This window comes from Sphingomonas sp. R1 (assembly GCF_025960285.1).
Taxonomy (GTDB): Bacteria; Pseudomonadota; Alphaproteobacteria; order Sphingomonadales; family Sphingomonadaceae; genus Sphingomonas.
Window position 1 is genome coordinate 638,894 of sequence record NZ_CP110111.1, and the last position, 23,273, is coordinate 662,166.

Sequence of the window (23,273 nt, forward strand, 5' to 3'; positions counted from 1 at the left end):
ACATGAACGCGCCCGTGAAGGATACCGTGCGAGTCGCCGTGCGCGGCTCGGGGCCATGGGCTCTTCTGGGCTCTTTCTTTCATCGACAGCTCGATCGGCTCGATCGGGGAATTGCCGAGGGCAGCCTCGAGGTGTTCACGCCCGACGGGCAGGCGCGGTTGCTGGGAGGCAGCGACCCCGGCCCGGCGGCGATCGTTACGCTGCATAGCTGGCGGGCGCTCGTGCGCCTCGCAACCGGAGGCTCGGCAGGGTGGTACGAGGCGTGGGAGCGGGGCGAATGGTCCAGCCCTGATCCGGTGCAGCTGTTTGCGCTGTTCGGCCACAATCGGGCGGGGCTGGCGGCGCAGGCCCGATCGCGGGGGCTGTCGCTGCTGCCGCGGCGGCTGATGCACAGGATGCGGCGCAACCATCGCGGCGGATCGCGCAAGAACATCGCGTTCCATTATGATCTCGGCAACGACTTCTACACGCGCTGGCTCGATCCAGGCATGAGCTATTCCAGCGCGATCTTCCGCGATGCGGACGAGGGACTGGAAGCAGCGCAAGATACCAAGCTGCAGGCGATCCTCGACCGCACGGCTACCAAGCCGGGGGACACCATCCTGGAGATCGGCTGCGGCTGGGGCTCGTTCGCCGAACGGGCGCTGCGCCAGGGGCGAAGGCTCCATGGCATCACGCTTTCGACCGAGCAGAGGGCATGGGCCGAGGCACGGACCGCGGGGATGGAGGGCGCGCACTTCAGCCTTACCGACTATCGCGACGTGACCGGGCAGTATGACGCGGTCGCCAGTATCGAGATGGCCGAGGCGGTGGGGCGCGAATATTGGCCCATCTATGTTGCCGCCATCGCCAAAGCGCTTAAGCCGGGTGGTCGGGCGGCGCTCCAGGTCATCACCTTCGACGATGCGATGTTCGAGGGCTATGCCCGCAACGTCGATTTCATCCAAACCTATGTCTTCCCCGGCGGGATGCTGCTCAAGCAAAGCGAGTTTCGCGCGCTGGTCGAGGCCGAAGGGCTGGAGTGGCGCGACGCCCATGCCTTCGGGCTGGACTATGCCGAGACGCTGCGGCGCTGGCGCGAACGCTTCGATGCGGCCGCGGCGACAGGTCTGCTGCCACCGCAGTTCGATGATCGCTTCGTGCGGCTGTGGCGCTATTACCTCATGTACTGCGAGGGCGGCTTCCGGGGCGGCGGGATCGACGTGATCCAGGTGACTCTGGTCAAGAAGAGGGGATGAGGATGGGCAAGGCATGGTTTGCGGCGCTGGCACTGCTGGCGGCGACGCCGGCGTTCGGCCAGGCGGTGGTCTCACCCGACGTGCCGATCGACCCCAAGAGCGTCGACGGCCTGCGCAAGATCGGCGCGCAGGTGCTGTTCTGGAGCCAGGCCCAACGCGACGCGAACTTCCCGCACATGGAGAAGCTGTTCCCCGGTCACATCGTCAAGGCCGGCCCCAAGGTGCGGCCGCTGCCGGAGGGCCGGCCACTGCCGGTACCGGCGGCCGAGATCGACGCCTATATCGCCGCGAACAACGTTGCCGGGGTGATCGTCGTGCAGGGCGGCAAGGTCCGGCTGGAGCGCTATGCCCGCGGCTATGGCCGGGACGGGCGCTGGACGAGCTTTTCCGTCGCCAAGTCCTTCACCTCGACGCTGGTCGGCGCGGCGATCCGCGACGGCTATATCCGGTCCGTCGACGAGCCGGTCACCAAATACATCCCGGACCTTGCCGGCAGCGGCTATGACGGGGTGACGATCGCCCAGCTGCTCACCATGACCTCGGGGGTGCGCTGGAACGAGGACTATACCGATGTGAAGTCGGACGTCGCCCGGATGTTTCTTGAGGCGGTGCCGGCGGGGCAGGACCCCACCGTCTATTACATGAAGAACCTGCCGCGCGAGACCGCGCCGGGTAGCAAATGGGTGTACAAGACCGGCGAGACCAACCTGATCGGCGTGCTCGTGCAGCGCGCGACCGGCAAGCCGCTCGCCACCTATCTCAGCGACAAGGTCTGGAAGCCCTGGGGGATGGAAAGCGACGCCTTCTGGATGGTCGGACCGTCGGGCCACGAGGTCAGCGGCTGCTGCCTGTCGGTATCCTTGCGCGACTATGCCCGGATGGGAATGTTTGCGCTCTCCGGCGGCAAGGGCGTGGTGCCGGCCGGCTGGTTCGCCGAGGCGACCCGTCCACACGCCGATATCGGCGATCCGGGTTCGGGCTATGGCTATCAATGGTGGACCTATCCGCAGGGGCGGTTCGGCGCCGTCGGCATCTTCGGTCAGGTGATCCGGATCGATCCGAAGACACGTACCGTCGTCGTGATGTCCAGCGCCTGGCCCAGGGCGACCGATCGGACACTGCAGCGCACCCGTGAAATATTCGTCGACCGGCTGATCGACGCCGCCACGAAATAGGCGCTCAGCCGCAGCGCGCGTCGGTGATCGTGCCTGCCTTGTCGACATGCAGGTTCAGTCGGTCGACGCGGAAGTCCATCGTCACCGCCGAGCCCGGTTCGATCCAGCGAAGGCGCTTGGCACCCGAATGGCGCAGCGCCTCGCTTTCGTCGATCGCATTGCGCGGCCTGCCCTTGAGGTACAGCACCCGATTCGCATCGCACTCCACCACTGCCGGGATCGGCGCCGTCTGCGGCTTCTGCGGCGCACAGCCCGCGGTCAGGGAAACCAGGCTGAGGAGCGCGATGCGAGCGATCATGCGGGTTCTTCCGTACGGGTCATCTTGAGCTTGCCGTTGCGCACCGCAAAGCCAAGCTGGCCTTCAACCAGCGCGAGCGCGTCGCGCCCGAACTGCTCGTAGCGCCAGCCCTCGAGGATCGGCAGGTCCTTCCGAACCCCGGCGGCGAGCGCCTCCAGATCCTCCGACCGGGCGAGCAGGCGCGGGGCGACGTTGACTTCCTTGGCGCGGATCTTGAGCAGCAGCTTCAACAGGTCGGCGACCAGTGCGCCGTCCTTGCCGAGCGCCGGCTTGCGCTCCTCGCGGCCGGGCATCTCGTCGGCCGGCATCGGCTTCGACTCGGCGATCGCCGCCATCATCCGCCCGCCGATGTCGTTGCCCGCCCAGGCGGCGGAGAGGCCGCGCACCTTGGCGAGATCGGCCTGCTTGCGCGGCGGATTGGCGGCGATGTCGGCCAGCGTCTCATCCTTGACGATGCGGCCACGCGGCAGGTCCTTGCCCTGCGCCTCCAGCTCGCGCCAGCGGGCGAGCGCCTTGAGGCGGCCCAGCACCTCGGGCTTGCGGCTGTTGATGCGGACGCGCTGCCAGACCTGGTCGGGATCGTTGCGATAATGCTCGGGGTCGGAGATGCGCTCCATCTCCTGGTCGAGCCACACGCCGCGGCCGGACTTGCGCAGCTTCTCCAGCATCTTGGGGAAGATCTTGGAGAGGTGGGTCACATCGGCGATGGCATAGTCGATCTGGCGCTTGTCGAGCGGGCGGCGCGCCCAGTCGGTGAAGCGGGCGCCCTTGTCGACGACGATGCCCAGATAGGTGTCGACGAGGTTCGAATAGCCGATCTGCTCGCCCTGACCGAGCGCCATCGCGGCGACCTGGGTGTCGAACATCGGGTGCGGGGTCTTGCCGGTGAGGTTGTAGACGATCTCGATGTCCTGGCCGCCAGCGTGGAAGACCTTGAGCACGTCCTCATTGTCGGTCAGCAGGTCGAGCAGCGGGCCCATGTCGAGATCCGGGGCCTTGGGATCGATCGCCGCGGCCTCCTTGTCGTTCGCCACCTGGATCAGGCAGAGTTCGGGCCAGTAGCTGTTTTCGCGCATGAACTCGGTGTCGACCGTGATGAAGTCGGACTGCGCGAGGCGTTTGCAGAGATCGGCGAGGGTGACGCTGTCTTCGATCAGACCATGAATGTGCATCTGATGCCCATATACCGGTCTTCGGGTTGACAAAAGTGGGGTGTGACCGGAATGCGCGCGGTCATAGTGTTTCAATATCGTCACGCCGGCCCGTTCCGGCACCGCCAAGCGTGGCGGGAAGACGCCAAGGTGAGAAGAACCGCATCATGCACGCCTATCGCACGCACACCTGCGCCCAGCTCCGCTCTGCGGACGTGGGGCAAACCGTCCGCCTGTCGGGCTGGGTGCACCGCAAGCGCGACCATGGCGACCTGGTGTTCGTCGACCTGCGCGACCATTATGGCATCACCCAGATCGTCACCGACGCGAGCGGCCCGGCGTTCGAAGCGATCGAGTCGCTGCGTTCCGAATCGGTGATCACCGTCACCGGCACGGTCGTCGCGCGCGACGCCAGCGTGGTGAACGCGAACCTGCCGACCGGTGAGATCGAGGTCCGCGCGGCCGAAGTGACCGTCCAGTCCGCCGCTGCCGACCTGCCGATGCCGGTGTTCGGCGAGCAGGAGTATCCCGAAGAGATCCGCCTGCGGAACCGCTATCTGGATCTGCGCCGCGAGAAGGTCCACAAGAACATCCTGCTGCGCTCGAACGTGATTGCGTCGCTCCGCCGCCGGATGATCGACCAGGGCTTCACCGAGTTCCAGACGCCGATCCTCACCGCGTCGAGCCCCGAGGGCGCGCGCGACTATCTCGTCCCCAGCCGCGTCCATCCGGGCAAGTTCTACGCGCTGCCGCAGGCGCCGCAGATGTTCAAGCAGCTGCTGATGGTCGCCGGCTTCGATCGCTATTTCCAGATCGCACCCTGCTTCCGCGACGAAGACGCGCGCGCCGATCGCAGCCCGGGTGAGTTCTACCAGCTCGATTTCGAGATGAGCTTCGTCACCCAGGACGACGTGTTCGCCGCGATCGAGCCGGTGCTGCACGGCGTGTTCGAGGAATTCGCCGACTGGGAAGGCATGGGCCGCAGCGTCAGCGCGCTGCCGTTCAAGCGCATCCCGTACCGCGAATCGATGCTCAAATACGGCAACGACAAGCCGGACCTGCGCAATCCGCTGGTGATCACCGACGTGTCGGACTTCTTCAAGGCCTCGGGCTTCGGCCGCTTCGCCTCGATCGTCGAGGGCGGCGACGTCGTCCGCGCGATCCCGGCGCCAGGCACCCATGAGAAGAGCCGCAAGTTCTTCGACGACATGAACAGCTGGGCGCAGAGCGAAGGCTTCCCCGGCCTCGGCTATGCGACGCAGAAGGACGGCGTGTTCGGCGGCCCGATCGCCAACAACCATGGCCAGGACGGCATGAAGGCGATCGCCGAGGCGATGGGCCTGGGTCCGAACGACGGCATCTTCTTCGCTGCCGGCAAGGAAGCACAGGCCGCCAAGCTCGCCGGCCTGGCGCGCACCCGCGCTGCCGAGCAGCTCGAGCTGATCGACAAGAAGCGCTTCGAGTTCTGCTGGATCGTCGACTTCCCGATGTTCGAATATGACGAGGACGCGAAGAAGGTCGATTTCAGCCACAACCCCTTCTCGATGCCGCAGGGCGAGCTGGAGGCGCTGGAGACCAAGGACCCGCTCGACATCCTCGCCTATCAGTACGACATCGTCTGCAACGGCATCGAGCTGTCCTCGGGCGCGATCCGGAACCACAAGCCGGAAATCATGTACAAGGCGTTCGAGATTGCGGGGTATACCCAGCAGGATGTCGACACGAACTTCTCGGGCATGATCAACGCCTTCAAGTTCGGCGCGCCGCCGCACGGCGGCTCGGCGCCTGGCGTCGACCGTATCGTGATGCTGCTCGCCGACGAGCCGAACATCCGCGAGGTGATCGCCTTCCCGATGACGCAGAAGGCCGAGGACCTGATGATGCACGCGCCGTCGGCGGTGAGCGACAAGCAGCTCAAGGAGCTGCACATCCGCCTGGCCCCGGGCGTCGACGGCCCCAAGGCCGGCTGAGCGGAGGCCGGCGGTCATGCGCGTCGCGGTGTTCAACACCAAGGCCTATGACCGCCGCTTTCTTGCCGAGGCAAACGCCCGCTTCGGCCATGACCTGACCTTCCTCGAACCCCGTCTCGACGCGCTGACCGTCACGCTGGCGGCGGGGCACGAGGCGGTATGTGTGTTCGTCAACGACGGCGTCGATGCCGTCGTGTTGCAGGCGCTGGCGAAGGCCGGCGTCCGGCTGGTGGCGCTGCGCTGCGCGGGCTTCAACAATGTTGATCTGGTGGCAGCCGAGCGGCTGGGCATCACCGTGGTGCGCGTGCCGGCCTATTCCCCGCATGCGGTGGCGGAGTTCGCGGTGGGGCTGCTGCTCGCGGTCGATCGGCAAATCCCGCGCGCATGGTCGCGGGTGCGGGAGAACAACTTCGCGCTCGACGGGCTGATCGGCCGCAACCTGCAGGGCCGCACGGTGGGCGTCGTCGGCACCGGCAAGATCGGCGCGCTGGTCGCCCGGGCGCTCCGGGCCGGGTTCGGCTGCACCGTGCTGGCGAGCGATCTCCGTATCGATCCCGAGCTGGAGGCGATCGGCGTTCGCTATGTACCGCGCGACGAGCTGCTGCGGACGGCTGAGATCGTGACGCTCCATTGTCCGCTCACCCCCGACACCCGCCGGCTGGTCAATGCCGAGGTGATCGCCGAGGCGCGGGATGGGCTGGTCATCGTCAACACCAGCCGGGGCGCGCTGATCGACACCGCGGCGCTGATCGAGGGACTTAAGTCGCGGAAGATTCGCGCGGTCGCGCTCGATGTCTACGAGCAGGAAGCGGACCTGTTCTTCGAGGATCTTTCCAACGAGATCATCGCCGATGACCAGTTCCAGCGCTTGCTGACCTTCCCCAACGTCCTCGTCACCGGCCATCAGGCCTTTCTCACCGAAGAGGCGCTCTCCGCGATCGCGGAGACGACGCTGGTGAGCATCGCCGATTTCGAAGCCGGGCGGCCGCTTGCGAACCGCGTCGATGCAGCCTTGATCGCGCCGCCGCGTTAGGGGCTCCCATGACGATCGATCTTTCCGATTATGAAGCCGGCGACCCTTTCGACGGGGACTATGAAGCCGAACTGGCCAAGCTCCAGAAGCGACTGAGCCACATCCAGACCGCGCACATCATCCACAAACGCCGCGCGATCATCGCGCTGGAAGGCTGGGATGCGGCGGGAAAGGGCGGGGTGATCAAGCGCCTCACCGCGGAATGGGACCCGCGCTACTATGAGGTCTGGCCGATTTCGGCGCCGACCCAGGAGGAACTCGCGCACCACTTCCTCTGGCGCTTCTGGCAGCGGCTGCCCGCCCAGCACAATATCGCGGTGTTCGACCGCACCTGGTATGGACGGGTGCTGGTCGAGCGGGTCGAGGGATATGCCAGCGAGACCGACTGGCGGCGGGGCTATGGCGAGATCAACGATTTCGAGGCGCAGCAGGTCAACAACGGCGCCACCCTCATCAAGATCTTCCTGCACGTGACGCAGAAAACGCAGGACAAGCGGCTACGCGACCGGCTGACGCATTGCTGGAAGCGCTGGAAGACGGGTCTGGATGATTTCCGCAATCGTGCGCGCCGGGCCGACTATCTCGATGCCATGCACGAAATGTTCCACGAGACCGACACCCCGCAAGCGCGCTGGACGGTGATCGACGGCAACAACAAGAAGGCCGCGCGGATCGCGGCACTTACCGCCATCGCAGAGCAGCTGGAAACGCACGTGCCGATGGTGCCGCCGGCGCTCGATGCCGAGGTAGTGAAGGTAGCGACCGAAGCGCTGGGCAAGTTCTGAAGTTCAGGGTCCTCCCCCAGTCGGCTGAGGGAGGATCCGGTAGGTTACGCCGCGGCGAAGGTCCCGTCGTCGTCCATCACATGCAGCATGCCGTCCGCGATGGCGAAATAGGCGCCGTGAATGGTCAAGGCGCCCTCGGCTTCGCGGGCCGCGACGAAGGGAAACGTGCGGAGGTTCCGCATCGAGACGCGCACCGTTTCCTGTTCCATCGCACGCACGGCGTCGGGTCCGTCACCATATTGTGCCCGGATCTTGTCGCGCGCCTCGTCGAGCATGTCGACCCAGTGCGCGATAAAGCCGCCTTCGCCCTGCTCGGCATCGGCGAAGCGCTGGGTAAGCGCAGCATGCGCGCCGCCGCAGGCACCATGCCCCATCACTACGATTTCCTGCACCTTGAGCTGCGTGACCGCAAACTCAAGCGCCGCCGACACGCCGTGGCGCCCGCCATCGGTTTCATAGGGCGGCACGAGGTTGGCGACATTGCGCACCACGAAGATCTCGCCCGGCGAGGTATCGAAGATCTGCGCCGGATCGACTCGGCTGTCTGAGCAGGCGATCACCATCACCTTGGGGCTCTGACCTTCGGAAAGCTCGGCCCAGCGAGCGCGCTGGCTGCTCCAGCCGTCGTTGCGGAAGCGGTGATAGCCGCCGATCAGTTCTTGAAAACCTGCCATGTGCTTCGCCTACTCATCCTTCGGGAGATTGTCGACGGCGGGAACGCGTGTGCGGGCGTTGCGCTCCCTGCACCTTGATGCGCAATTTCCGGGGCTGGCGAAACGCCGCGCGGCGCTCTATCTGCCCCCCATGAACGAGCAGACTCCGCTGCCGCGCCCCGAGCGCGTCCGCAAGCCCGACTGGATCCGCGTCAAGGCCCCTACCTCGGAAGGGTTCGCCAAGACCCGTGCGCTGATGCGCTCCAAGAACCTCACGACGGTATGCGAGGAAGCGGCGTGCCCGAACATCGGCGAGTGCTGGACCAAGAAGCACGCGACGGTGATGATCCTCGGCGACGTCTGCACGCGTGCTTGCCGCTTCTGCAACGTCAAGACCGGCATGCCGCGCAAGGTCGATCCGCTGGAGCCCCAGCATGTCGCCGAGGCGGCGGTGCAGATGGGGCTGGAGCATATCGTCATCACCTCGGTGGACCGGGACGATCTGCCGGACGGCGGTTCCAGCCAGTTCGTCAAGGTGATCGAGGCGATCCGAAGGGCGAGCCCGACCACCACGATCGAGATCCTGACGCCCGATTTCCGCAACAAGCATGAGGCCGCCGTCGAAGCGATCGTCTCGGCGCGGCCGGACGTCTACAACCATAATCTGGAGACCGTCCCCAGGCTCTATCCGATGATCCGCCCGGGTGCGCGCTATTACGCTTCGCTGCGGTTGCTGGAGATGGTCAAGAAGCTCGATCCGTCGATCTTCACCAAGTCCGGCATCATGCTGGGCCTGGGCGAGCAGCGTCTGGAGGTCCACCAGGTGATGGACGACATGCGCTCGGCCGACATCGATTTCCTCACCATGGGCCAGTATCTCCAGCCGACTCCCAAACACGCCAAGGTCGAGGAATTCGTGACCCCGCAGGCGTTTCAGGCGTACGGCGCAATCGCCCGCGCCAAGGGCTTCCTGCAGGTCGCCTCGTCGCCGCTCACGCGCTCCAGTTATCACGCCGGCGAGGATTTCGCCGAGATGCGCGCGGCCCGCGAGGCCAAGCTGGCGAAGGCGAGCGCCAAGGCCTGATGCCCAAGCACAGCGAAACCCGGCAGCTCCCCTATACGCCGGAACAGATGTTCGATCTGGTGGCCGATGTCGCGCGCTACCCCGAGTTCCTTCCCTGGGTGAGCGCGATGCGCGTCCGCTCGTCGAGCGACACCCAGGTCGTGGCGGACATGATCGTCGGCTTCAAGGGGCTGCGCGAGACCTTTACCTCGCGTGTGACTAAGGCGCGAGCGGACAGCGTGCATGTCGAATATATCGACGGACCCCTCAAGCACCTGTCGAACGACTGGAAGTTCCGGCCGGACGGGCAGGGTGGCTGCTATGTCGATTTCTGCGTCGACTTCGCGTTCAAGAACCGGGTGTTCGAGATGCTGGCCGGGCAGGTATTCGACCGCGCGCTCCGCAAGATGATCGGTGCGTTCGAGGAGCGCGCGGCGAAGCTTTATGCGGCTTCGGGTTCTTCCGATTCGGCGGGCGCCGGCATCAGCAAATCGAGCGCGCACAACGCCGCCTGAAGGCGGATGCCGCCGCGGCCGTTATTCTCGAAATGCCGCGCGTCGGCGACGACGTGCTTCGGATCGGCGCCGCGGATCGCCTGGGCGAAGACCACGGTGCCTACCGGCTTGTTCTCGGTCGCGCCGCCGGGGCCGGCGATACCCGTGATCGCTACCGCGACATCGGCCTTGGTGCGCTCGAGCACGCCCTGCGCCATGCTCCAGGCGACGGCAATCGAGACGGCACCGAAGGTTTCGAGCACGTCGAGGCTGACCTTCAGCACGTCCATCTTGGCATCGTTGGAATAGGTGACAAACCCGGCGTCGAAGACGTCGGACGAACCCGGCAGTTCGGTGAGCGCGGCGGAGACTAGGCCGCCGGTGCAGCTTTCGGCAACAGCGACGCGACGCCCGGCGAGGCGGTTCGCGTCAATGACCTTGCGCGCGGCTTCTACGAGTTCGGTAGGAAGAATCGTGTCCATAACGGCAGCCCCCTTGCCATTGGATGATCGGTTGTACGAGTCAGTTCCTTGCAGGCACGCGTACGGTTGCAACAGCCTGCGCGGCCATGCCCTCACCCCGGCCGGTGAAGCCGAGCCGCTCGGTGGTGGTCGCCTTGATGCTCACCTGACCCAATTCGAGACCCAGGATCGCCGCGACGGAGGTGCGGATCGCCTCGCGGTGCGGGCCGATCTTGGGAGCCTCGCAGATCAGGGTGAGGTCGATAAAGTCGAGGACACCGCCCTCGGCGGCCACCAGCGACGCGGCATGTTCGAGGAAGCGCGCCGAGGCCGCGCCGCGCCATTGCGGGTCGCTGGGCGGGAAGTGCATGCCGATATCGCCCGCGCCGATCGTGCCGAGCAGCGCATCGGTGATCGCGTGAAGCGCGACATCCGCATCGCTATGGCCGGAGAGGCCCTTGCTGTGGGGAACGCGCACGCCGCCAAGCCAGAGTTCCTCGCCCTCGGCGAAGCGGTGGACGTCGTAGCCGGTGGCGGTGCGGACCCGCATCGTGCTTGCCAGCCGCGCTTCGGCGGCGGCGAAGTCGGCGGGGTGAGTGATTTTTTCGAGCATGGGGTCTCCGGGAACGAGCGCGACCTGCCCACCGGCAGCGCGGAGCATCTGGGCGTCATCGGTCGCCTCCTGCTCGGCGGGCCAGCGACGGTGCGCGTCGAGAAGGGCGTCGAAGACGAAGGCCTGCGGGGTCTGGACGCGGTAGAGCTGGTCGCGCGGTACGACGTCGCCGGCACCGCCGTCTTCGCCGCGCACCAGCGTGTCGGCAACCGGAAGGGCCGGGACCGCGCCTGCACAGGCATCAAGCGCGCCGAACAGCGCGTCGATCACCCGTGCCGGCAGGAACGGCCGGGCGGCGTCGTGGATCAGCACCCGGGTGAAGCCATCGGCGCGCAGTGCGTCGAGTCCGTTGCGGACCGACTCACGGCGGGTCGCGCCCCCGAGGACGAACGGAATGGCGCCCATCGCGGCGCCGAGCAGGGTTTCCTGGCCTTCGCCTATGACGGTGAGCACCGCGTCAATTCCGGGATGGCTGACAAATGCCTGGTGCGCATAGGCGATCAGCGGCTTGCCGCCGAGCGGCGCATATTGCTTGGGTACGCTGCCGCCGGCACGGGTGCCGCTGCCGGCGGCGACGAGGAGGGCGGCGGTGCGGGTCGCAGTCATGGGCGACCGCCTAGCCGAGTTTGGCGGTAGGGGGTAGGCCTGCCTTGCTCTTGCCGCATCGGATCGCTACATCGCCTGCCTGATTTTCAGGCAGAATTGATGCGCGAACTCGCTCCTATCCAGATCGGCCCCGTGCGGGTCGAAGCCCCGGTGCTGCTTGCGCCGATGACCGGCGTGACCGACCTGCCGTTCCGGCGCGCGGTGCGGCGCTTCGGCTCGGGCCTCAACGTCACCGAGATGATCGCCAGCGCCGCCGCGATCCGCGAGACGCGGCAATCGGTGCAGAAGGCCGCCTGGGACCCGATCGAGGAGCCCGTCTCGATGCAGCTGGTCGGCTGCACGCCGCACGAAATGGCGGAGGCGGCCAAGCTCAACGAGGATCGCGGCGCCGCGATCATCGACATCAACATGGGCTGCCCGGTCCGCAAGGTGACCAATGGCGATGCGGGCTCGGCGCTGATGCGCGACCTCGACCATGCCGGCGCGATCATCCGCGCCTGTGTCGATGCGGTGCAGGCGCCGGTGACGGTTAAGATGCGGATGGGCTGGGACCATGACAGCCTCAATGCCCCCGAACTCGCGAAGATCGCGCAGGACCTCGGCGCCAGGCTGGTGACGGTCCATGGCCGCACCCGCAACCAGATGTATCGCGGCTCGGCCGACTGGAGCTTCGTGCGCCGGGTGAAGGATGCGGTGTCGATCCCGGTGATCGTCAACGGCGACATCTGCTCGGTGGCCGACGCCCGCGAGGCGCTGGCCCAGTCGGGCGCGGACGGCGTGATGATCGGCCGCGGCGCCTATGGCAAGCCGTGGATCCTGCGGCAGGTGATGGACGCGCTCACCGGAAAGGGCGACAAGCCCGAGCCGTCGATCGAAGAACAATATCGCGTCATCACCGAGCACTACATCGAGACCCTCGCCCATTATGGCAACGAGGTGGGTGTCAACATGATGCGCAAGCATCTCGGCTGGTACACCAAGGGACTGCACGGCTCGGCCGAGTTTCGCAACAAGGTCAACCAGGTCGTCGATCCGGTGAAGGTGCTCGACATGCTGGCGGAGTTCTACGAGCCGTGGCTTTCCCGCGCGGCGGCCTGAGGCGGTTTCGCCCCCAGACCGTCGAGGGACCGAGCTTCGCCGAGCTGTTCGGCGCGCTGCCGGTGGCGGTGCTCGTGCTCGATCCGGACGGGCGCATCGCCCATGCCAACCCCGCGTGCGAGGTGCTGCTCAACCATAGCGAGACCAGCATGGTCGGGCAGCCCTATGATGCGGTGCTGCTGCCGCCCGAGGATTATGCCGGGCGCCAGGACGGGCGCGGCTTCGCGGCGTTCGACGCCGAGATCGAGGCTGTTCGGGGCACCCGGCTGCGCGTGGACTTCCTCGAGACGCAGGTGCCCGACCATCCCGGCTGGCGCATCGTGACGCTGCACCATGCGCCCCAGGCGCGGCGGATGGGGCAGGGGCTCGACCGGACCGCGGGTGCCCGCGCCGCGATCGGCGCGGCGGCGATGCTGGGCCATGAGATCAAGAACCCGCTTTCCGGGATCCGCGGGGCCGCCCAGCTGCTGCAGAGCGGCGGCGATCCCGAAACCAACGGCGAACTCACGCGGCTGATCACGACCGAGGTAGACCGGATCGCCGCGCTGATCGACCGGATGCAGGATTTCACCGATACCCGCCCGCTCGATCTGGTGCCGACCAATATCTATCCGCTCCTCGATCATGGCCGGCGCGTCGCGCTGGCCGGCTTCGCGCGCGGCATGGTGATCGAGGAATGGTTCGATCCCTCGCTGCCCGCGGTGCTGATCGATCGCGACGCCTTTCTGCAGGTACTGCTCAACCTGCTCAAGAATGCGGCCGAAGCGCTGCATGGCCTGGCCCAGCCCCGCATCATCCTGTCGACGGCCTATCGCCACGGCATGTCGGTCAGCGCCGGGCCCGGCCAGCCGCGCCGGCCGCTGCCGATCGAGATCTGCGTGATGGACAACGGCCCTGGCGCCCCCGCCGATATTGCCGAGCATCTGTTCGAGCCGTTCGTCTCGGGCAAGCCGGAGGGCAAGGGGCTGGGGCTGCCGCTCGTCGAGAAACTGGTGCGGGACATGGGCGGGATCGTCCAATATGCCCGCGAACGCGAACCGGAGGTCACGGTGTTCCGCATTTTGTTGCCGAGAGCCAAGGCATGACGCCGGGTTCGGTTCTGGTCGTCGATGACGATGCCGCGATCCGCACCGTGGTCGCCGCCGCGCTCAAGCGCGAGGGGCACCGCGTCGCCACTGCCGCCAGCGTCGCCGAGTTGCGGCGGGCACTGACCACCGGCGTCCCCGACGTGCTGGTGACCGACGTGGTGCTGCCGGACGGCAACGGCCTGGACGTCGTCTCGGGCCTGATGGCGCAGCATCCCACGCTGCCGGTGATCGTTTTCTCGGCGCAGAACACGCTGGCCACCGCCGTGCGCGCCACCGAAGTGGGCGCGTTCGACTATCTGCCCAAGCCGTTCGATCTCGACGTGCTCACCCAGGCGGTGCGCAGCGCGATGGCGCGCGGCCGCCGCCGCCCGGCCGATCAGCCCGATGCCGATCAGGATGGTGGCCCCTCGCTGATCGGTCGCTCGCCGGCTATGCAGGAGGTGTACCGGGTGATCGCCCGCGTCGTTGCCAACGACCTTACCGTGTTGATCAGCGGCGAGTCCGGCACCGGCAAGGAGCTGGTCGCCAAGGCGATCCACGATCTGGGGCCCCGCCGCCGCGCGCCCTTCGTCGCGCTCAACATGGCAGCGATCCCGCGCGAGCTGATCGAGGCGGAGCTGTTCGGCCATGAACGCGGCGCCTTCACCGGCGCACAGGCCCGGGTCGCCGGCAAGTTCGAGCAGGCCGCGGGCGGCACGCTGTTCCTCGACGAGATCGGCGACATGCCGATGGACGCGCAAACCCGGCTGCTCCGCGTGCTCCAGTCGGGCGAGTTCACCACCGTGGGTGGTGCGCGGACGATCCGCGCGGACGTCCGCATCGTCGCGGCGACGAACAAGGATCTCTCGCAGCTCGTTCAGATCGGCCAGTTCCGGGAGGATCTGTTCTACCGGTTGAACGTGGTGCCGATCAGCCTCCCGGCATTGCGCGAGCGCCGCCAGGACATCCCGCTGCTTGCCCGACACTTCCTCGATCGCGCCGCGGAGGACGGCCTGCCGCGCAAGCAGCTCGACAAGGACGCGGTGGCACTCCTCGAGACGCTCGACTGGCCCGGCAATGTTCGCGAGCTGGAAAACCTGATGCGCCGCATTGCGGCACTCTCCCGCGACGAATGGATCGACGCGGCGGCGCTGCGGCGGGCGCTGGGGGACGGCGGCGGCGCGGCACCGATTGCCCGCGATGCCGGCATCGAGGCGGCGATCCGTGGGCGCCTGGAGCGGATCGCGTTGGAGGAGCCGCGCGCGCTCGACGACGGCACGCTGTACGATCGCATCATCGGCGAGGTGGAACGCCCGCTGATCGAGATGATGCTGGCGCGCCACCAGAACAACCAGCTGCGCGCCGCACGGGCGCTCGGCATCAACCGCAACACGTTGCGCAAGCGGCTGGACACGCTCGGCATCGTGACGCGCGCAGAAGATTCTGGCGGCTGAGACACGTACGTTGCGCCATGTTGACGCGCTTGCGTGACAATCTCGCAATATTCTGTGTTCTTTCGGCCACAATCCCTGTGTATCAAGGATGCAATGGTCGCCGTAGCTCCAACGAGTCTCGATAGCCCGAAGGATTGGTCGCGCTCCGGCAGGGCGTTCCGGCTGGTCGAGTTCGCGGTGCTGGCGATCGCGCTGGCGACACCCATCGCGACCTATTGGTTCGTCCAGCAGAACGCGACGCAGCAGCTGTTCAGCCCTGGCGTTGCGGCGACGCTGCTGCTCGCCAATCTGCTGCCCTATGTCGCCTTGATCGTGCTGATCGGGCGGCGGATCGCGATCAACCGCACGGCGCGTTCGGCGTTGGCCGGCGGCGGACGGCTGCACGTGCGGCTGGTAGCGGTGTTCACGCTGATGGCGAGCGTGCCGATCGTGCTCGCTGTTATCGCAGCCTCGATCATGTTCCAGTCGGGCATCCAGCTTTGGGGCTCGGAGCGCGCCCGTAGCGCTTTGACCTCCGCACAAGCCTTGGCGACCGAAGGCAAGAAGCTAGTGGCTCAACGTTGGACGCGTCAGGCAAGAACGATGGTAAGCGACATGCTTGCCATTTCGCCGAAGGTGCCCGAGCGTTCGGCTGAATTTCAAGATTGGTTTCTGCGACAGACCTATTTTCGCGAACTCTATCAATCGGTGCTGTTCCGCGTGATCGACGGTTCGCGCGTCGAAACACTATATGCTTATGAGGCGCCCTCAGCTGCGGCCTTTACCCGCCGGGTGTCGGGCAATGTCCTTAAGGTTCTGAAGAACGAAGATACCTACACGAATTACGACTCGCAGGTGATTTGGGTAGTGACGCCGGTTGATCGCTCGGCGAACCTTTTTCTCTATGTGGCGACCCCCAATAATGTTGACTTCCTCAACCGGCAGACCTCTGCTGCGGATCGGATTGAGCTCGACTATTCTGCTCTGATTGCTCGCTCTCGCGCGCTTCAGCTGCAATTCAATGCCGTTTTGTTTGCGGTCGCCCTGCTGATCGTCGGCATCGCTACCTGGATCGCGCTCGCCGTCGCGGATCGCCTGGTGCGACCGGTCGACCAGCTCGTCCAGGCGGCGCGGCAGGTGGCGGACGGCGATCTTGGTGCGCGGGTGCCGACGCCGGAAACGATCGACGAGATCGCCACGCTCGGCATCGCCTTCAACAGCATGACCGCGCGGTTGCAGGATCAGACTAGCGCCCTGGTGACGGCCAATGCTCAGCTCGACAGCCGCCGCGCGCTGATCGAGGCAGTGCTGTCCGGCGTGTCGGCGGGCGTCATTGCCATCGGCAGCGACCACCGCGTGCGGCTGATCAATGCCTCGGCCAATGCATTGCTGCGGCATCAGGCGGAGGATCCGGTCGGCCTGCCGCTCGAGGCGCTGGCGCCCGAACTGGAGGCGATGCTGGCCAGCGGCGACCGCGAAGGCATCGTCCAGATCGCCAGCGGCAGCGAGGCGCGCACGCTGGCGGTAAAGGTGACCTCGGACGAAGGCGGCCAGGTGCTCACCTTCGACGACATTACCCAGCAGCTCAACGACCAGCGCCGCGCCGCCTGGGCCGACGTCGCCCGCCGTATCGCGCACGAGATCAAGAACCCGCTGACCCCGATCCAGCTGGCCGCCGAGCGTCTGCAGCGTCGCTACGGCAAGCAGGTGGACCAGAGCGACGGCGTGTTCGCGCGGCTGACCGACACGATCGTTCGCCAGGTCGGCGACCTGCGACGCATGGTCGACGAATTCTCGTCCTTCGCGCGGATGCCCAAGCCGATGTTCCGGCGCGAGTCGCTGCTCGACATCGCCCGCCAGTCGATGTTCCTCCACGAAGTCGCGCACCCGGCGCTGCGCTTCACGCTCGATGCGCCCGATCCGGCGCCGTCGCTCGTGTGCGATCGGCGCCAGATCGGCCAGGCGCTGACCAACATCGTCAAGAACGCCGTCGAGGCGATTGAGGCACGCAAGGACGCCGCGGGGGACGCGGAGGTGCCGCAGGGCGAGGTCCACCTCACCATCGAGCCGGAAGGCGAAGGCAGGCTGATCCTGACGCTCGCGGACAATGGCGTGGGCCTGCCGGTGGAGCGCGATCGCATCGTCGAACCCTATATGACCACCCGCAGCCGTGGCACCGGCCTGGGTCTCGCGATCGTCAAGAAGATCGTCGAGGAACATTGCGGCACCATCGCCTTTGCCGATCGCCCCGGCGGCGGCACGCTGGTGACGCTGTGCTTTGATACCGCGATGCTTGCCAGCGTCGCGCTGACCGACACGCCGGACGACGCCAAGGATGCGCGCCCGGCGATGCTCACCCGAACCGGAAGCAGATTATGAGCCTGGACATTCTCGTCGTCGACGATGAACGCGACATCCGCGAACTGGTAGCCGGGGTGCTGGAGGACGAGGGCTATTCCACCCGCGATGCCGCCGACAGCGACTCCGCGCTGGAAGCCATCGCCGAGCGCCGGCCCAGCCTGGTGCTGCTCGACGTGTGGCTGCAGGGCTCGCGGCTCGACGGGCTGGAACTGCTGGACGAGATCAAGCGGCGCGATCCCTCGATCCCCGTGCTGGTGATTTCGGGCCATGGCAATCTCGACACCGCTGTGGCGGCGATCCGGCGCGGCGCCTCGGACTTCATCGAGAAGCCGTTCGAAGCCGAGCGGCTGCTCCTGATGGTGGCGCGGGCGACCGAGACCGAGCGCCTGCGCCGCGAGGTCGCCTCGCTGCGCGCGGTGGCGGGGCGGGGGACCGACCTGCATGGCAGCTCGACCGCGATCAACACGGTGCGCGCGACACTCAAGCGCGTCGCCTCCACCGGCAGCCGGGTACTGATCACCGGCGGCGCGGGCGTTGGCAAGGAAGTCGCCGCGCGGCTTCTCCATGGCTGGAGCCAGCGCGCCGATGCGCCCTTCGTGATCGTCAGCGCCGCGCGGATGACCCCGGAGCGCGTCGACGAGGAACTGTTCGGCGTGGAGGAGGGCGGGGATCTCGTCCGCCCGGGCCTGCTCGAACAGGCGCATGGCGGCACGCTGTTCCTCGACGAGATCGCCGACATGCCGGTCGCCACCCAGGCACGCATCCTGCGCGTGCTGACCGACCAGAGCTTCAGCCGCGTTGGCGGCACGCGGATCGTGAAGGTCGATGTGCGCGTGGTATCGGCCACGGCGCGCGACCTGATGGCGGAGATCGGTGCGGGCCGTTTTCGCGAGGACCTCTACTATCGGCTGAACGTCGTGCCGGTGCCCATCCCCTCACTCACCGATCGCCGCGAGGACATCCCTGCGCTGGTCGAGCATTATGTCGCCCATTATGCCGCCGAACGCCGCGTGCCGACGCCGGAAATCGCGGCCGACGCGATGGTGGCGCTGCAAAGCTATGACTGGCCGGGCAATGTCCGCCAGCTGCGCAACGTGGTCGAGCGCACCGTGATCCTCGCGCCCGGCGATCGGATCGGCCGCATCGATGTCGATCTGCTGCCGCCGGAAGTGCTTGGCCGCCAGAACGACAGCGGCAGCGGCATGGCCTCGAACGCGATCATGGGCGCGCCGCTCAAGGAGGCACGCGAGAGCTTCGAGCGCGAATATCTCCGCGTCCAGATCCGCCGCTTCTCGGGCAATATCTCGCGCACGGCCAGCTTCATCGGCATGGAGCGATCGGCGCTGCACCGGAAGCTCAAGCTGCTCGGCATCACCGACGCGCGCGACGACTGACGCGGCTATGGACGGACGCGGCCGAACCCCTTAGATTGGATCCCGGCGCCGAGGTGGCGCCGACCCTGACGCCGGGAACGGCGCAGCGCGGGACAAATCCCGCCAAGAATAAATGGAGCCAACCATATGGCAGAGAAGCAGACGTCGCTTCAGGACCTGTTCCTCAACTCCCTGCGCCGGTCGAAGACGCCGGTGACGATGTTCCTGGTGAAGGGCGTGAAGCTCCAGGGTATCGTGACCTGGTTCGATAATTTTTCGGTGCTGCTCCGCCGCGACGGCCAGTCGCAGCTGATCTACAAGCATGCCATTTCCACCATCATGCCCTCGGGCCCTATGGACCTCGCGGCGCTGCTCGATGCGGCGGGCGAGTATCAGCACAAGAACCCGGTGCTGCAGGAGATCTTCCTCAACGCCGTGCGCAAGGCGCAGGAGAACGTCACGATGTTCCTGGTGAACGGCGTGATGCTGCAGGGCCAGATCGCCGCGTTCGACCTGTTCTGCATGCTGCTCCAGCGCGAGGGCATGGCCCAGCTGGTCTACAAGCATGCCGTTTCCACCATCCAGCCGATGCACCCGTTGAACCTCGCCGAGGAAACCAATAGCGGCGACGACGATTGACCTTCGCATGAGCACTGGTTTTGAGCGCGACCCCGACGAATTTGCGCGGGGCGCAAAAGCGCTCGTTGTCTATCCGGACATGGGCGGCAGTTCGCGCGATGCCGAGGCGCGGCTGGAGGAAACGGCCGGCCTCGCTGCCGCAATCGGGGTTGACGTGGTCGAGCGCGTGGCCGTTCGGCTGCGCCAGCCCAAGCCCGGCACGCTGGTCGGATCGGGCCAGGTGGGAGCCCTGGCCGAGACGGTCCGCGACCGCGAACTGCAGCTCGCGGTGTTCGATGCGGCGCTGACGCCGGTGCAGCAGCGCAACCTCGAGACTGCGCTCGGGTGCAAGGTGATCGACCGCACCGGCCTGATCCTCGAGATCTTCGGTGAGCGCGCCCGCACCGCGGAAGGCCGGCTCCAGGTCGAACTCGCGCATCTCGACTATCAGGCGGGCCGGCTGGTGCGCAGCTGGACCCACCTCGAGCGGCAGCGCGGCGGCTTCGGCTTTCTCGGCGGCCCCGGCGAAACCCAGATCGAAGCCGACCGCCGCCTGATCCGCGACCGGATGGCCCGGCTGCGGCGCGAGCTCGACCAGGTCAGCCGCACTCGCACCCTCCACCGCGATCGGCGCCAGCGCGCGCCCTGGCCGGTGGTGGCGCTGGTCGGCTATACCAATGCCGGCAAGTCGACGCTGTTCAACCGGCTGACCGGCGCCGAGGTGATGGCGGAGAACCTGCTGTTCGCCACACTCGACCCGACGCTGCGGCAAATCTCGCTCCCCGGCATCGACAAGGCGATCCTGTCCGACACGGTCGGCTTCGTTTCCGAACTGCCGACCCAGCTGGTCGCCGCGTTCAAGGCGACACTGGAAGAGGTGGTCTCGGCTGATTTGCTCATCCATGTCCGCGACATCGCGCACCCCGACACCGAGGCGCAGCGCGCCGACGTCGAGAAGGTGCTCCAGGAAATCGGCGTGTCTGAACAGACGCCGCGCTTCGAGGCGTGGAACAAGCTCGACCTGCTGGACGAGGAACAGCGCGCGGAGGCCCTGGCGATGGCCACGCGCCGCACCGACGAGGTACGGGTTATCTCGGCACTGACCGGGGAGGGTGTGGATGCGCTCGTCGAGGCGGTCGCCGGGCGGCTGACCGAGGGACACCGGCGCTACACGCTGCGGCTGGATCCGGCCGACGGTGCGGGCGCGGCATGGCTGCACCAGCACGGCGATGTCATCGATCAGCATATCGAGGACGAGCAGGCGGTGTACGAGGTTCGGATGGCGCCGCGCGATTACGAGCGGTTCGTCACGCGGGGGTAGGCGCGGGGGCTGCGGATCGATCACGTGGTCCGTTCCCGCCCTGTCACGGCCCGCCCGCATGATCATTAGCCGTCACCCCAGCGAAAGCTGGGGTCTCGCTCCGTGTTGCCCGACCGCCTCAGCGCTTCTGACGGACATCGCAGCTTCCGCTGGGATGACGGCCGCAGATCGGCGGCATGTCAGCGCATACATCAGCCCCGCTTTACCGCTTGCCAGAGCGCTTCCTTGCCCTCGAGATCCAGCCCGGCAAACGCGTCGCCGGCACGGCCTTCCATGGCCCTGAAGCGGCGTTCGAACTTGGCATTGCCCGCCCGAAGCGCTGCTTCCGGCTCTACGCCTAGTTTGCGGGCATAGTTCACCACGGCGAACAGCAGATCACCGACCTCTTCGGCGCGGTGCGCGTCGTTCTCGGCGGTATCCACCTCGGCCAGCTCTTCGAGGATCTTCTCGCGCGCCTCCCTTGGATCCGGCCAGTCGAAGCCGGTGCGCGCCGCGCGCTTCTGCAGCTTCTCGGCACGCAGCAGCGCCGGCAGCCCGATCGCCACGCCGTCCAGCGCACTCGACGCGCCCTTGGCGCCGCGTTCCTCGGCCTTGATCGTCTCCCAGAGATGGTGGCCACCCTCGGCGACGTCGCCGAAGATGTGCGGATGCCGGCGTTCCATCTTGTCGCTGATGGAGGTGATAACGTCGGTCAGTGTGAACTGCCCGGCTTCCTCGGCGATGCGGCTGTGGAACACCACCTGGAGCAGCAGGTCGCCCAGCTCGTCCTTCAGCTCGGCGATGTCGCCGCGCTCGATCGCGTCGGCCACCTCATAGGCTTCTTCGATCGTGTAGGGCGCAATGGTCTCGAAGGTTTGCGCCACGTCCCATTCGCAGCCACGCTCGGGATCACGCAGGCGTTCCATGATCGCGACAAGGCGGTCGATGCCGGTGGGGGACGTCATGAAAAAGGCCTCCTGAGCGCGGGTGCGGTCAGGAGGCCCATGAAGGTCGGATACGGCTTAGGCAAGCCGCACGACGTCAGTCGAGGCGGCGTCCCAGTTCCTTGTTGAAGTAGAGCGCGACAAGCGTGCCGATGGCGCCGGAAAGCAGGTACGCGCCCGAGGCGATGACACCGAAGTTGCTGGCCAGCAGCAGCGCGCCGAGCGGCGCGAAGCCGGCACCGAACAGCCATGCAAGGTCCGAGGTAAGCGCCGCACCGGTATAGCGGGCCCGCTTCGGGAAATTGCTGGCAACCGCGCCCGAGGACTGGCCGAAGGCGAGCCCGAGGAGGATGAAGCCGAGGATCATGAACACGGCCTCACCCAGATTGCCCTTTTCGAGGAGCTGCGGCGCGAAGCCCGAATAGGCCGCGATCGCGCCGGCGGTATAGGCAAGCAGCGAGCGACGGCCGATGCGGTCGGCCAGGATGCCGGAGATCACGATGGCGACCACGCCGCAGGCGGCACCGCCCACCTCGATCCACAGGAAGCGGGTGAGATCCTCGGTGGTGTACAGGGCCACCCAGGAGAGCGGGAACACCGTGACCATGTGGAACAGCGCGAAGCTGGCGAGCGGGGCGAAGGCCCCGATGATGATGTTGCGCCACTGCGCCTTGATCGTCGCGGTCACGCGCGACGGCGTGAGTTCGCGGCTTTCGAACAGCTTCACATATTCCGGTGCGACGACCATCCGGAGACGGGCGAACAGAGCCACGACGTTGAGCGCGAAGGCGACGAAGAACGGGTAGCGCCAGCCCCAGCTCATGAAGTCCGCGGAGTCGAGCGCGCCCAGGAAATAGGCGAACAGCCCGCTCGCCACGATGAGGCCGAGCGGCGCACCGAGCTGCGGCACCATCGCATACCAGCCGCGGCGGTCTGCCGGCGCATTCAGCGCCAGGAGCGACGCCAGGCCGTCCCAAGCGCCGCCCAGAGCGATCCCCTGCAGGATGCGAAGCGCCGCCAGCAGGATCGCCGACCAGGCGCCGACTTCGGCATAGCCTGGCAGGAACGCCATGGTCACCGTCGCTGTCCCAAGGAGGAACAGGGCAAGCGTGAGTTTCGCGCCGCGGCCGTGGCGGCGGTCGATGCGCATGAAAATCTGCGTCCCGATGGGGCGCGCGATGAAGGCGAGGGGGAAGAGGGCGAAGGACCAGAGCGTGCCGGTCACCCGATCCATGTACGGGAACACCAGTGCCGGGAAGACCAGCACGGAGGCGATCGCGTAGACGAAAAAGTCGAAAAACTCGGATGTTCGTCCGATGATCACGCCGATGGCGATATCGCCGGGGCGGAGGTGATCGTCACCTTTGGTGGTGTTGATCAGGCGGGCGTCACGTTCGATCTGGGTCGAACCAAGCTGAGCATTGGCCATGGGATATATCTACCGCAAAGCTTTGGGGAAAGCACCTAGGGAAACTCGCGGGTTGCTACGATGGGACAAATTGTCCTATTTCGCACCCGCACAACCCCTCCTAACTCGCG

Annotated in this window: 21 protein-coding genes; 14 read left to right on the forward strand and 7 right to left on the reverse strand. The window is 66.7% G+C overall.

All coding sequences use genetic code 11. The features are described 5' to 3' along the window. Positions 1-2 precede the first annotated feature (2 nt). Entirely contained in the window at positions 3-1,238 is a 1,236-nt protein-coding gene (locus OIM94_RS03110) for an SAM-dependent methyltransferase (protein WP_264608664.1), read from the forward strand. A 2-nt stretch (positions 1,239-1,240) separates the two neighbouring features. Next, complete coding sequence (locus OIM94_RS03115) at positions 1,241-2,413, forward strand: serine hydrolase domain-containing protein (protein ID WP_264608665.1); 1,173 nt, start codon at positions 1,241-1,243, stop codon at positions 2,411-2,413. A gap of 4 nt (positions 2,414-2,417) precedes the next feature. Here OIM94_RS03115 and OIM94_RS03120 read toward each other — a convergent pair whose 3' ends face one another. Next, on the reverse strand, positions 2,418-2,711 hold the full coding sequence (locus tag OIM94_RS03120) for an I78 family peptidase inhibitor (protein WP_264608666.1): 294 nt from the start codon (positions 2,709-2,711) through the stop codon (positions 2,418-2,420). Beyond that, positions 2,708-3,883 (reverse strand): ribonuclease D, encoded by a 1,176-nt coding sequence (rnd, locus tag OIM94_RS03125; protein ID WP_264608667.1) that lies wholly within the window; start codon positions 3,881-3,883, stop codon positions 2,708-2,710. Before rnd ends, OIM94_RS03120 begins: the two co-directional genes overlap by 4 nt. A gap of 146 nt (positions 3,884-4,029) precedes the next feature. Between rnd and aspS the strand changes: the two genes are divergently transcribed. The 3 genes from aspS to OIM94_RS03140 are packed head-to-tail and all read left to right on the forward strand — an operon-like array spanning position 4,030 to position 7,650. Further along, positions 4,030-5,832: an aspartate--tRNA ligase gene (gene aspS, locus OIM94_RS03130; protein ID WP_264608668.1), complete on the forward strand. Its 1,803-nt coding sequence runs from the start codon at positions 4,030-4,032 to the stop codon at positions 5,830-5,832. A gap of 16 nt (positions 5,833-5,848) precedes the next feature. After that, a complete protein-coding gene (locus OIM94_RS03135; protein WP_264608669.1) occupies positions 5,849-6,865 on the forward strand; it encodes a 2-hydroxyacid dehydrogenase in 1,017 nt (338 codons plus the stop codon). A gap of 8 nt (positions 6,866-6,873) precedes the next feature. Then, positions 6,874-7,650: a polyphosphate kinase 2 family protein gene (locus tag OIM94_RS03140; protein WP_264608670.1), complete on the forward strand. Its 777-nt coding sequence runs from the start codon at positions 6,874-6,876 to the stop codon at positions 7,648-7,650. Between the two features lie 44 nt (positions 7,651-7,694). Here OIM94_RS03140 and OIM94_RS03145 read toward each other — a convergent pair whose 3' ends face one another. Continuing rightward, on the reverse strand, positions 7,695-8,324 hold the full coding sequence (locus OIM94_RS03145; RefSeq protein ID WP_264608671.1) for a carbonic anhydrase: 630 nt from the start codon (positions 8,322-8,324) through the stop codon (positions 7,695-7,697). A gap of 130 nt (positions 8,325-8,454) precedes the next feature. On the opposite strand from OIM94_RS03145, the gene lipA reads away from it, so the two are divergent. Beyond that, positions 8,455-9,387, forward strand: a complete 933-nt coding sequence (gene lipA / locus OIM94_RS03150; protein ID WP_264608672.1) for a lipoyl synthase — start codon at positions 8,455-8,457, stop codon at positions 9,385-9,387. Continuing rightward, positions 9,387-9,881 (forward strand): type II toxin-antitoxin system RatA family toxin, encoded by a 495-nt coding sequence (locus tag OIM94_RS03155; RefSeq protein WP_264608673.1) that lies wholly within the window; start codon positions 9,387-9,389, stop codon positions 9,879-9,881. The genes lipA and OIM94_RS03155 overlap by 1 nt, the downstream gene beginning before the upstream one ends. Here the strand turns inward: OIM94_RS03155 and OIM94_RS03160 are convergent. Beyond that, positions 9,809-10,342: a CinA family protein gene (locus OIM94_RS03160; protein WP_264608674.1), complete on the reverse strand. Its 534-nt coding sequence runs from the start codon at positions 10,340-10,342 to the stop codon at positions 9,809-9,811. The two genes, OIM94_RS03155 and OIM94_RS03160, sit on opposite strands and share 73 nt — an antisense overlap. Positions 10,343-10,382: 40 nt before the next feature. Further along, positions 10,383-11,540: a bifunctional 2-C-methyl-D-erythritol 4-phosphate cytidylyltransferase/2-C-methyl-D-erythritol 2,4-cyclodiphosphate synthase gene (locus tag OIM94_RS03165; RefSeq protein ID WP_264608675.1), complete on the reverse strand. Its 1,158-nt coding sequence runs from the start codon at positions 11,538-11,540 to the stop codon at positions 10,383-10,385. 99 nt (positions 11,541-11,639) lie between these two features. On the opposite strand from OIM94_RS03165, the gene dusB reads away from it, so the two are divergent. The 7 genes from dusB (at position 11,640) to hflX (ending at position 20,811) form a co-directional block, all read left to right on the forward strand. Beyond that, a complete protein-coding gene (gene dusB / locus OIM94_RS03170; protein ID WP_264608676.1) occupies positions 11,640-12,638 on the forward strand; it encodes a tRNA dihydrouridine synthase DusB in 999 nt (332 codons plus the stop codon). Then, a complete protein-coding gene (locus OIM94_RS03175; protein WP_264608677.1) occupies positions 12,614-13,723 on the forward strand; it encodes a two-component system sensor histidine kinase NtrB in 1,110 nt (369 codons plus the stop codon). Before dusB ends, OIM94_RS03175 begins: the two co-directional genes overlap by 25 nt. Beyond that, positions 13,720-15,159, forward strand: coding sequence for a nitrogen regulation protein NR(I) (gene ntrC, locus OIM94_RS03180; RefSeq protein WP_264608678.1), 1,440 nt, complete (start codon positions 13,720-13,722; stop codon positions 15,157-15,159). Before OIM94_RS03175 ends, ntrC begins: the two co-directional genes overlap by 4 nt. A 93-nt stretch (positions 15,160-15,252) precedes the next feature. After that, on the forward strand, positions 15,253-17,517 hold the full coding sequence (locus OIM94_RS03185) for a sensor histidine kinase NtrY-like (protein ID WP_264608679.1): 2,265 nt from the start codon (positions 15,253-15,255) through the stop codon (positions 17,515-17,517). Beyond that, positions 17,514-18,893: a sigma-54-dependent transcriptional regulator gene (locus OIM94_RS03190; protein WP_264608680.1), complete on the forward strand. Its 1,380-nt coding sequence runs from the start codon at positions 17,514-17,516 to the stop codon at positions 18,891-18,893. Before OIM94_RS03185 ends, OIM94_RS03190 begins: the two co-directional genes overlap by 4 nt. 126 nt (positions 18,894-19,019) lie before the next feature. Beyond that, positions 19,020-19,511, forward strand: a complete 492-nt coding sequence (gene hfq / locus OIM94_RS03195) for an RNA chaperone Hfq (RefSeq protein ID WP_264608681.1) — start codon at positions 19,020-19,022, stop codon at positions 19,509-19,511. Positions 19,512-19,518: 7 nt separating this feature from the next. After that, positions 19,519-20,811: a GTPase HflX gene (gene hflX, locus OIM94_RS03200; protein WP_264608682.1), complete on the forward strand. Its 1,293-nt coding sequence runs from the start codon at positions 19,519-19,521 to the stop codon at positions 20,809-20,811. A 191-nt stretch (positions 20,812-21,002) separates the two neighbouring features. Here hflX and mazG read toward each other — a convergent pair whose 3' ends face one another. Together mazG and OIM94_RS03210 are read right to left on the reverse strand one after the other, a co-directional pair. Further along, complete coding sequence (gene mazG / locus OIM94_RS03205) at positions 21,003-21,755, reverse strand: nucleoside triphosphate pyrophosphohydrolase (protein WP_264608683.1); 753 nt, start codon at positions 21,753-21,755, stop codon at positions 21,003-21,005. 76 nt (positions 21,756-21,831) lie between these two features. Beyond that, positions 21,832-23,163, reverse strand: coding sequence for an MFS transporter (locus OIM94_RS03210; RefSeq protein WP_264608684.1), 1,332 nt, complete (start codon positions 23,161-23,163; stop codon positions 21,832-21,834). Between the last annotated feature and the right edge of the window lie 110 nt (positions 23,164-23,273).

What these genes read in the sequence shown, in the direction of transcription:
- rnd (WP_264608667.1), bottom strand. Translation starts at nt 3,883, where the DNA reads ATGCACATTCATGGTCTGATCGAAGACAGCGTCACCCTCGCCGATCTC.
- mazG (WP_264608683.1), bottom strand. Translation starts at nt 21,755, where the DNA reads ATGACGTCCCCCACCGGCATCGACCGCCTTGTCGCGATCATGGAACGC.
- dusB (WP_264608676.1), top strand. Translation starts at nt 11,640, where the DNA reads ATGCGCGAACTCGCTCCTATCCAGATCGGCCCCGTGCGGGTCGAAGCC.
- OIM94_RS03210 (WP_264608684.1), bottom strand. Translation starts at nt 23,163, where the DNA reads ATGGCCAATGCTCAGCTTGGTTCGACCCAGATCGAACGTGACGCCCGC.
- OIM94_RS03135 (WP_264608669.1), top strand. Translation starts at nt 5,849, where the DNA reads ATGCGCGTCGCGGTGTTCAACACCAAGGCCTATGACCGCCGCTTTCTT.
- OIM94_RS03140 (WP_264608670.1), top strand. Translation starts at nt 6,874, where the DNA reads ATGACGATCGATCTTTCCGATTATGAAGCCGGCGACCCTTTCGACGGG.
- aspS (WP_264608668.1), top strand. Translation starts at nt 4,030, where the DNA reads ATGCACGCCTATCGCACGCACACCTGCGCCCAGCTCCGCTCTGCGGAC.
- OIM94_RS03155 (WP_264608673.1), top strand. Translation starts at nt 9,387, where the DNA reads ATGCCCAAGCACAGCGAAACCCGGCAGCTCCCCTATACGCCGGAACAG.
- OIM94_RS03120 (WP_264608666.1), bottom strand. Translation starts at nt 2,711, where the DNA reads ATGATCGCTCGCATCGCGCTCCTCAGCCTGGTTTCCCTGACCGCGGGC.
- OIM94_RS03190 (WP_264608680.1), top strand. Translation starts at nt 17,514, where the DNA reads ATGAGCCTGGACATTCTCGTCGTCGACGATGAACGCGACATCCGCGAA.
- OIM94_RS03185 (WP_264608679.1), top strand. Translation starts at nt 15,253, where the DNA reads ATGGTCGCCGTAGCTCCAACGAGTCTCGATAGCCCGAAGGATTGGTCG.
- OIM94_RS03145 (WP_264608671.1), bottom strand. Translation starts at nt 8,324, where the DNA reads ATGGCAGGTTTTCAAGAACTGATCGGCGGCTATCACCGCTTCCGCAAC.
- hfq (WP_264608681.1), top strand. Translation starts at nt 19,020, where the DNA reads ATGGCAGAGAAGCAGACGTCGCTTCAGGACCTGTTCCTCAACTCCCTG.
- OIM94_RS03160 (WP_264608674.1), bottom strand. Translation starts at nt 10,342, where the DNA reads ATGGACACGATTCTTCCTACCGAACTCGTAGAAGCCGCGCGCAAGGTC.
- OIM94_RS03110 (WP_264608664.1), top strand. Translation starts at nt 3, where the DNA reads ATGAACGCGCCCGTGAAGGATACCGTGCGAGTCGCCGTGCGCGGCTCG.
- OIM94_RS03115 (WP_264608665.1), top strand. Translation starts at nt 1,241, where the DNA reads ATGGGCAAGGCATGGTTTGCGGCGCTGGCACTGCTGGCGGCGACGCCG.
- lipA (WP_264608672.1), top strand. Translation starts at nt 8,455, where the DNA reads ATGAACGAGCAGACTCCGCTGCCGCGCCCCGAGCGCGTCCGCAAGCCC.
- ntrC (WP_264608678.1), top strand. Translation starts at nt 13,720, where the DNA reads ATGACGCCGGGTTCGGTTCTGGTCGTCGATGACGATGCCGCGATCCGC.
- hflX (WP_264608682.1), top strand. Translation starts at nt 19,519, where the DNA reads ATGAGCACTGGTTTTGAGCGCGACCCCGACGAATTTGCGCGGGGCGCA.
- OIM94_RS03165 (WP_264608675.1), bottom strand. Translation starts at nt 11,540, where the DNA reads ATGACTGCGACCCGCACCGCCGCCCTCCTCGTCGCCGCCGGCAGCGGC.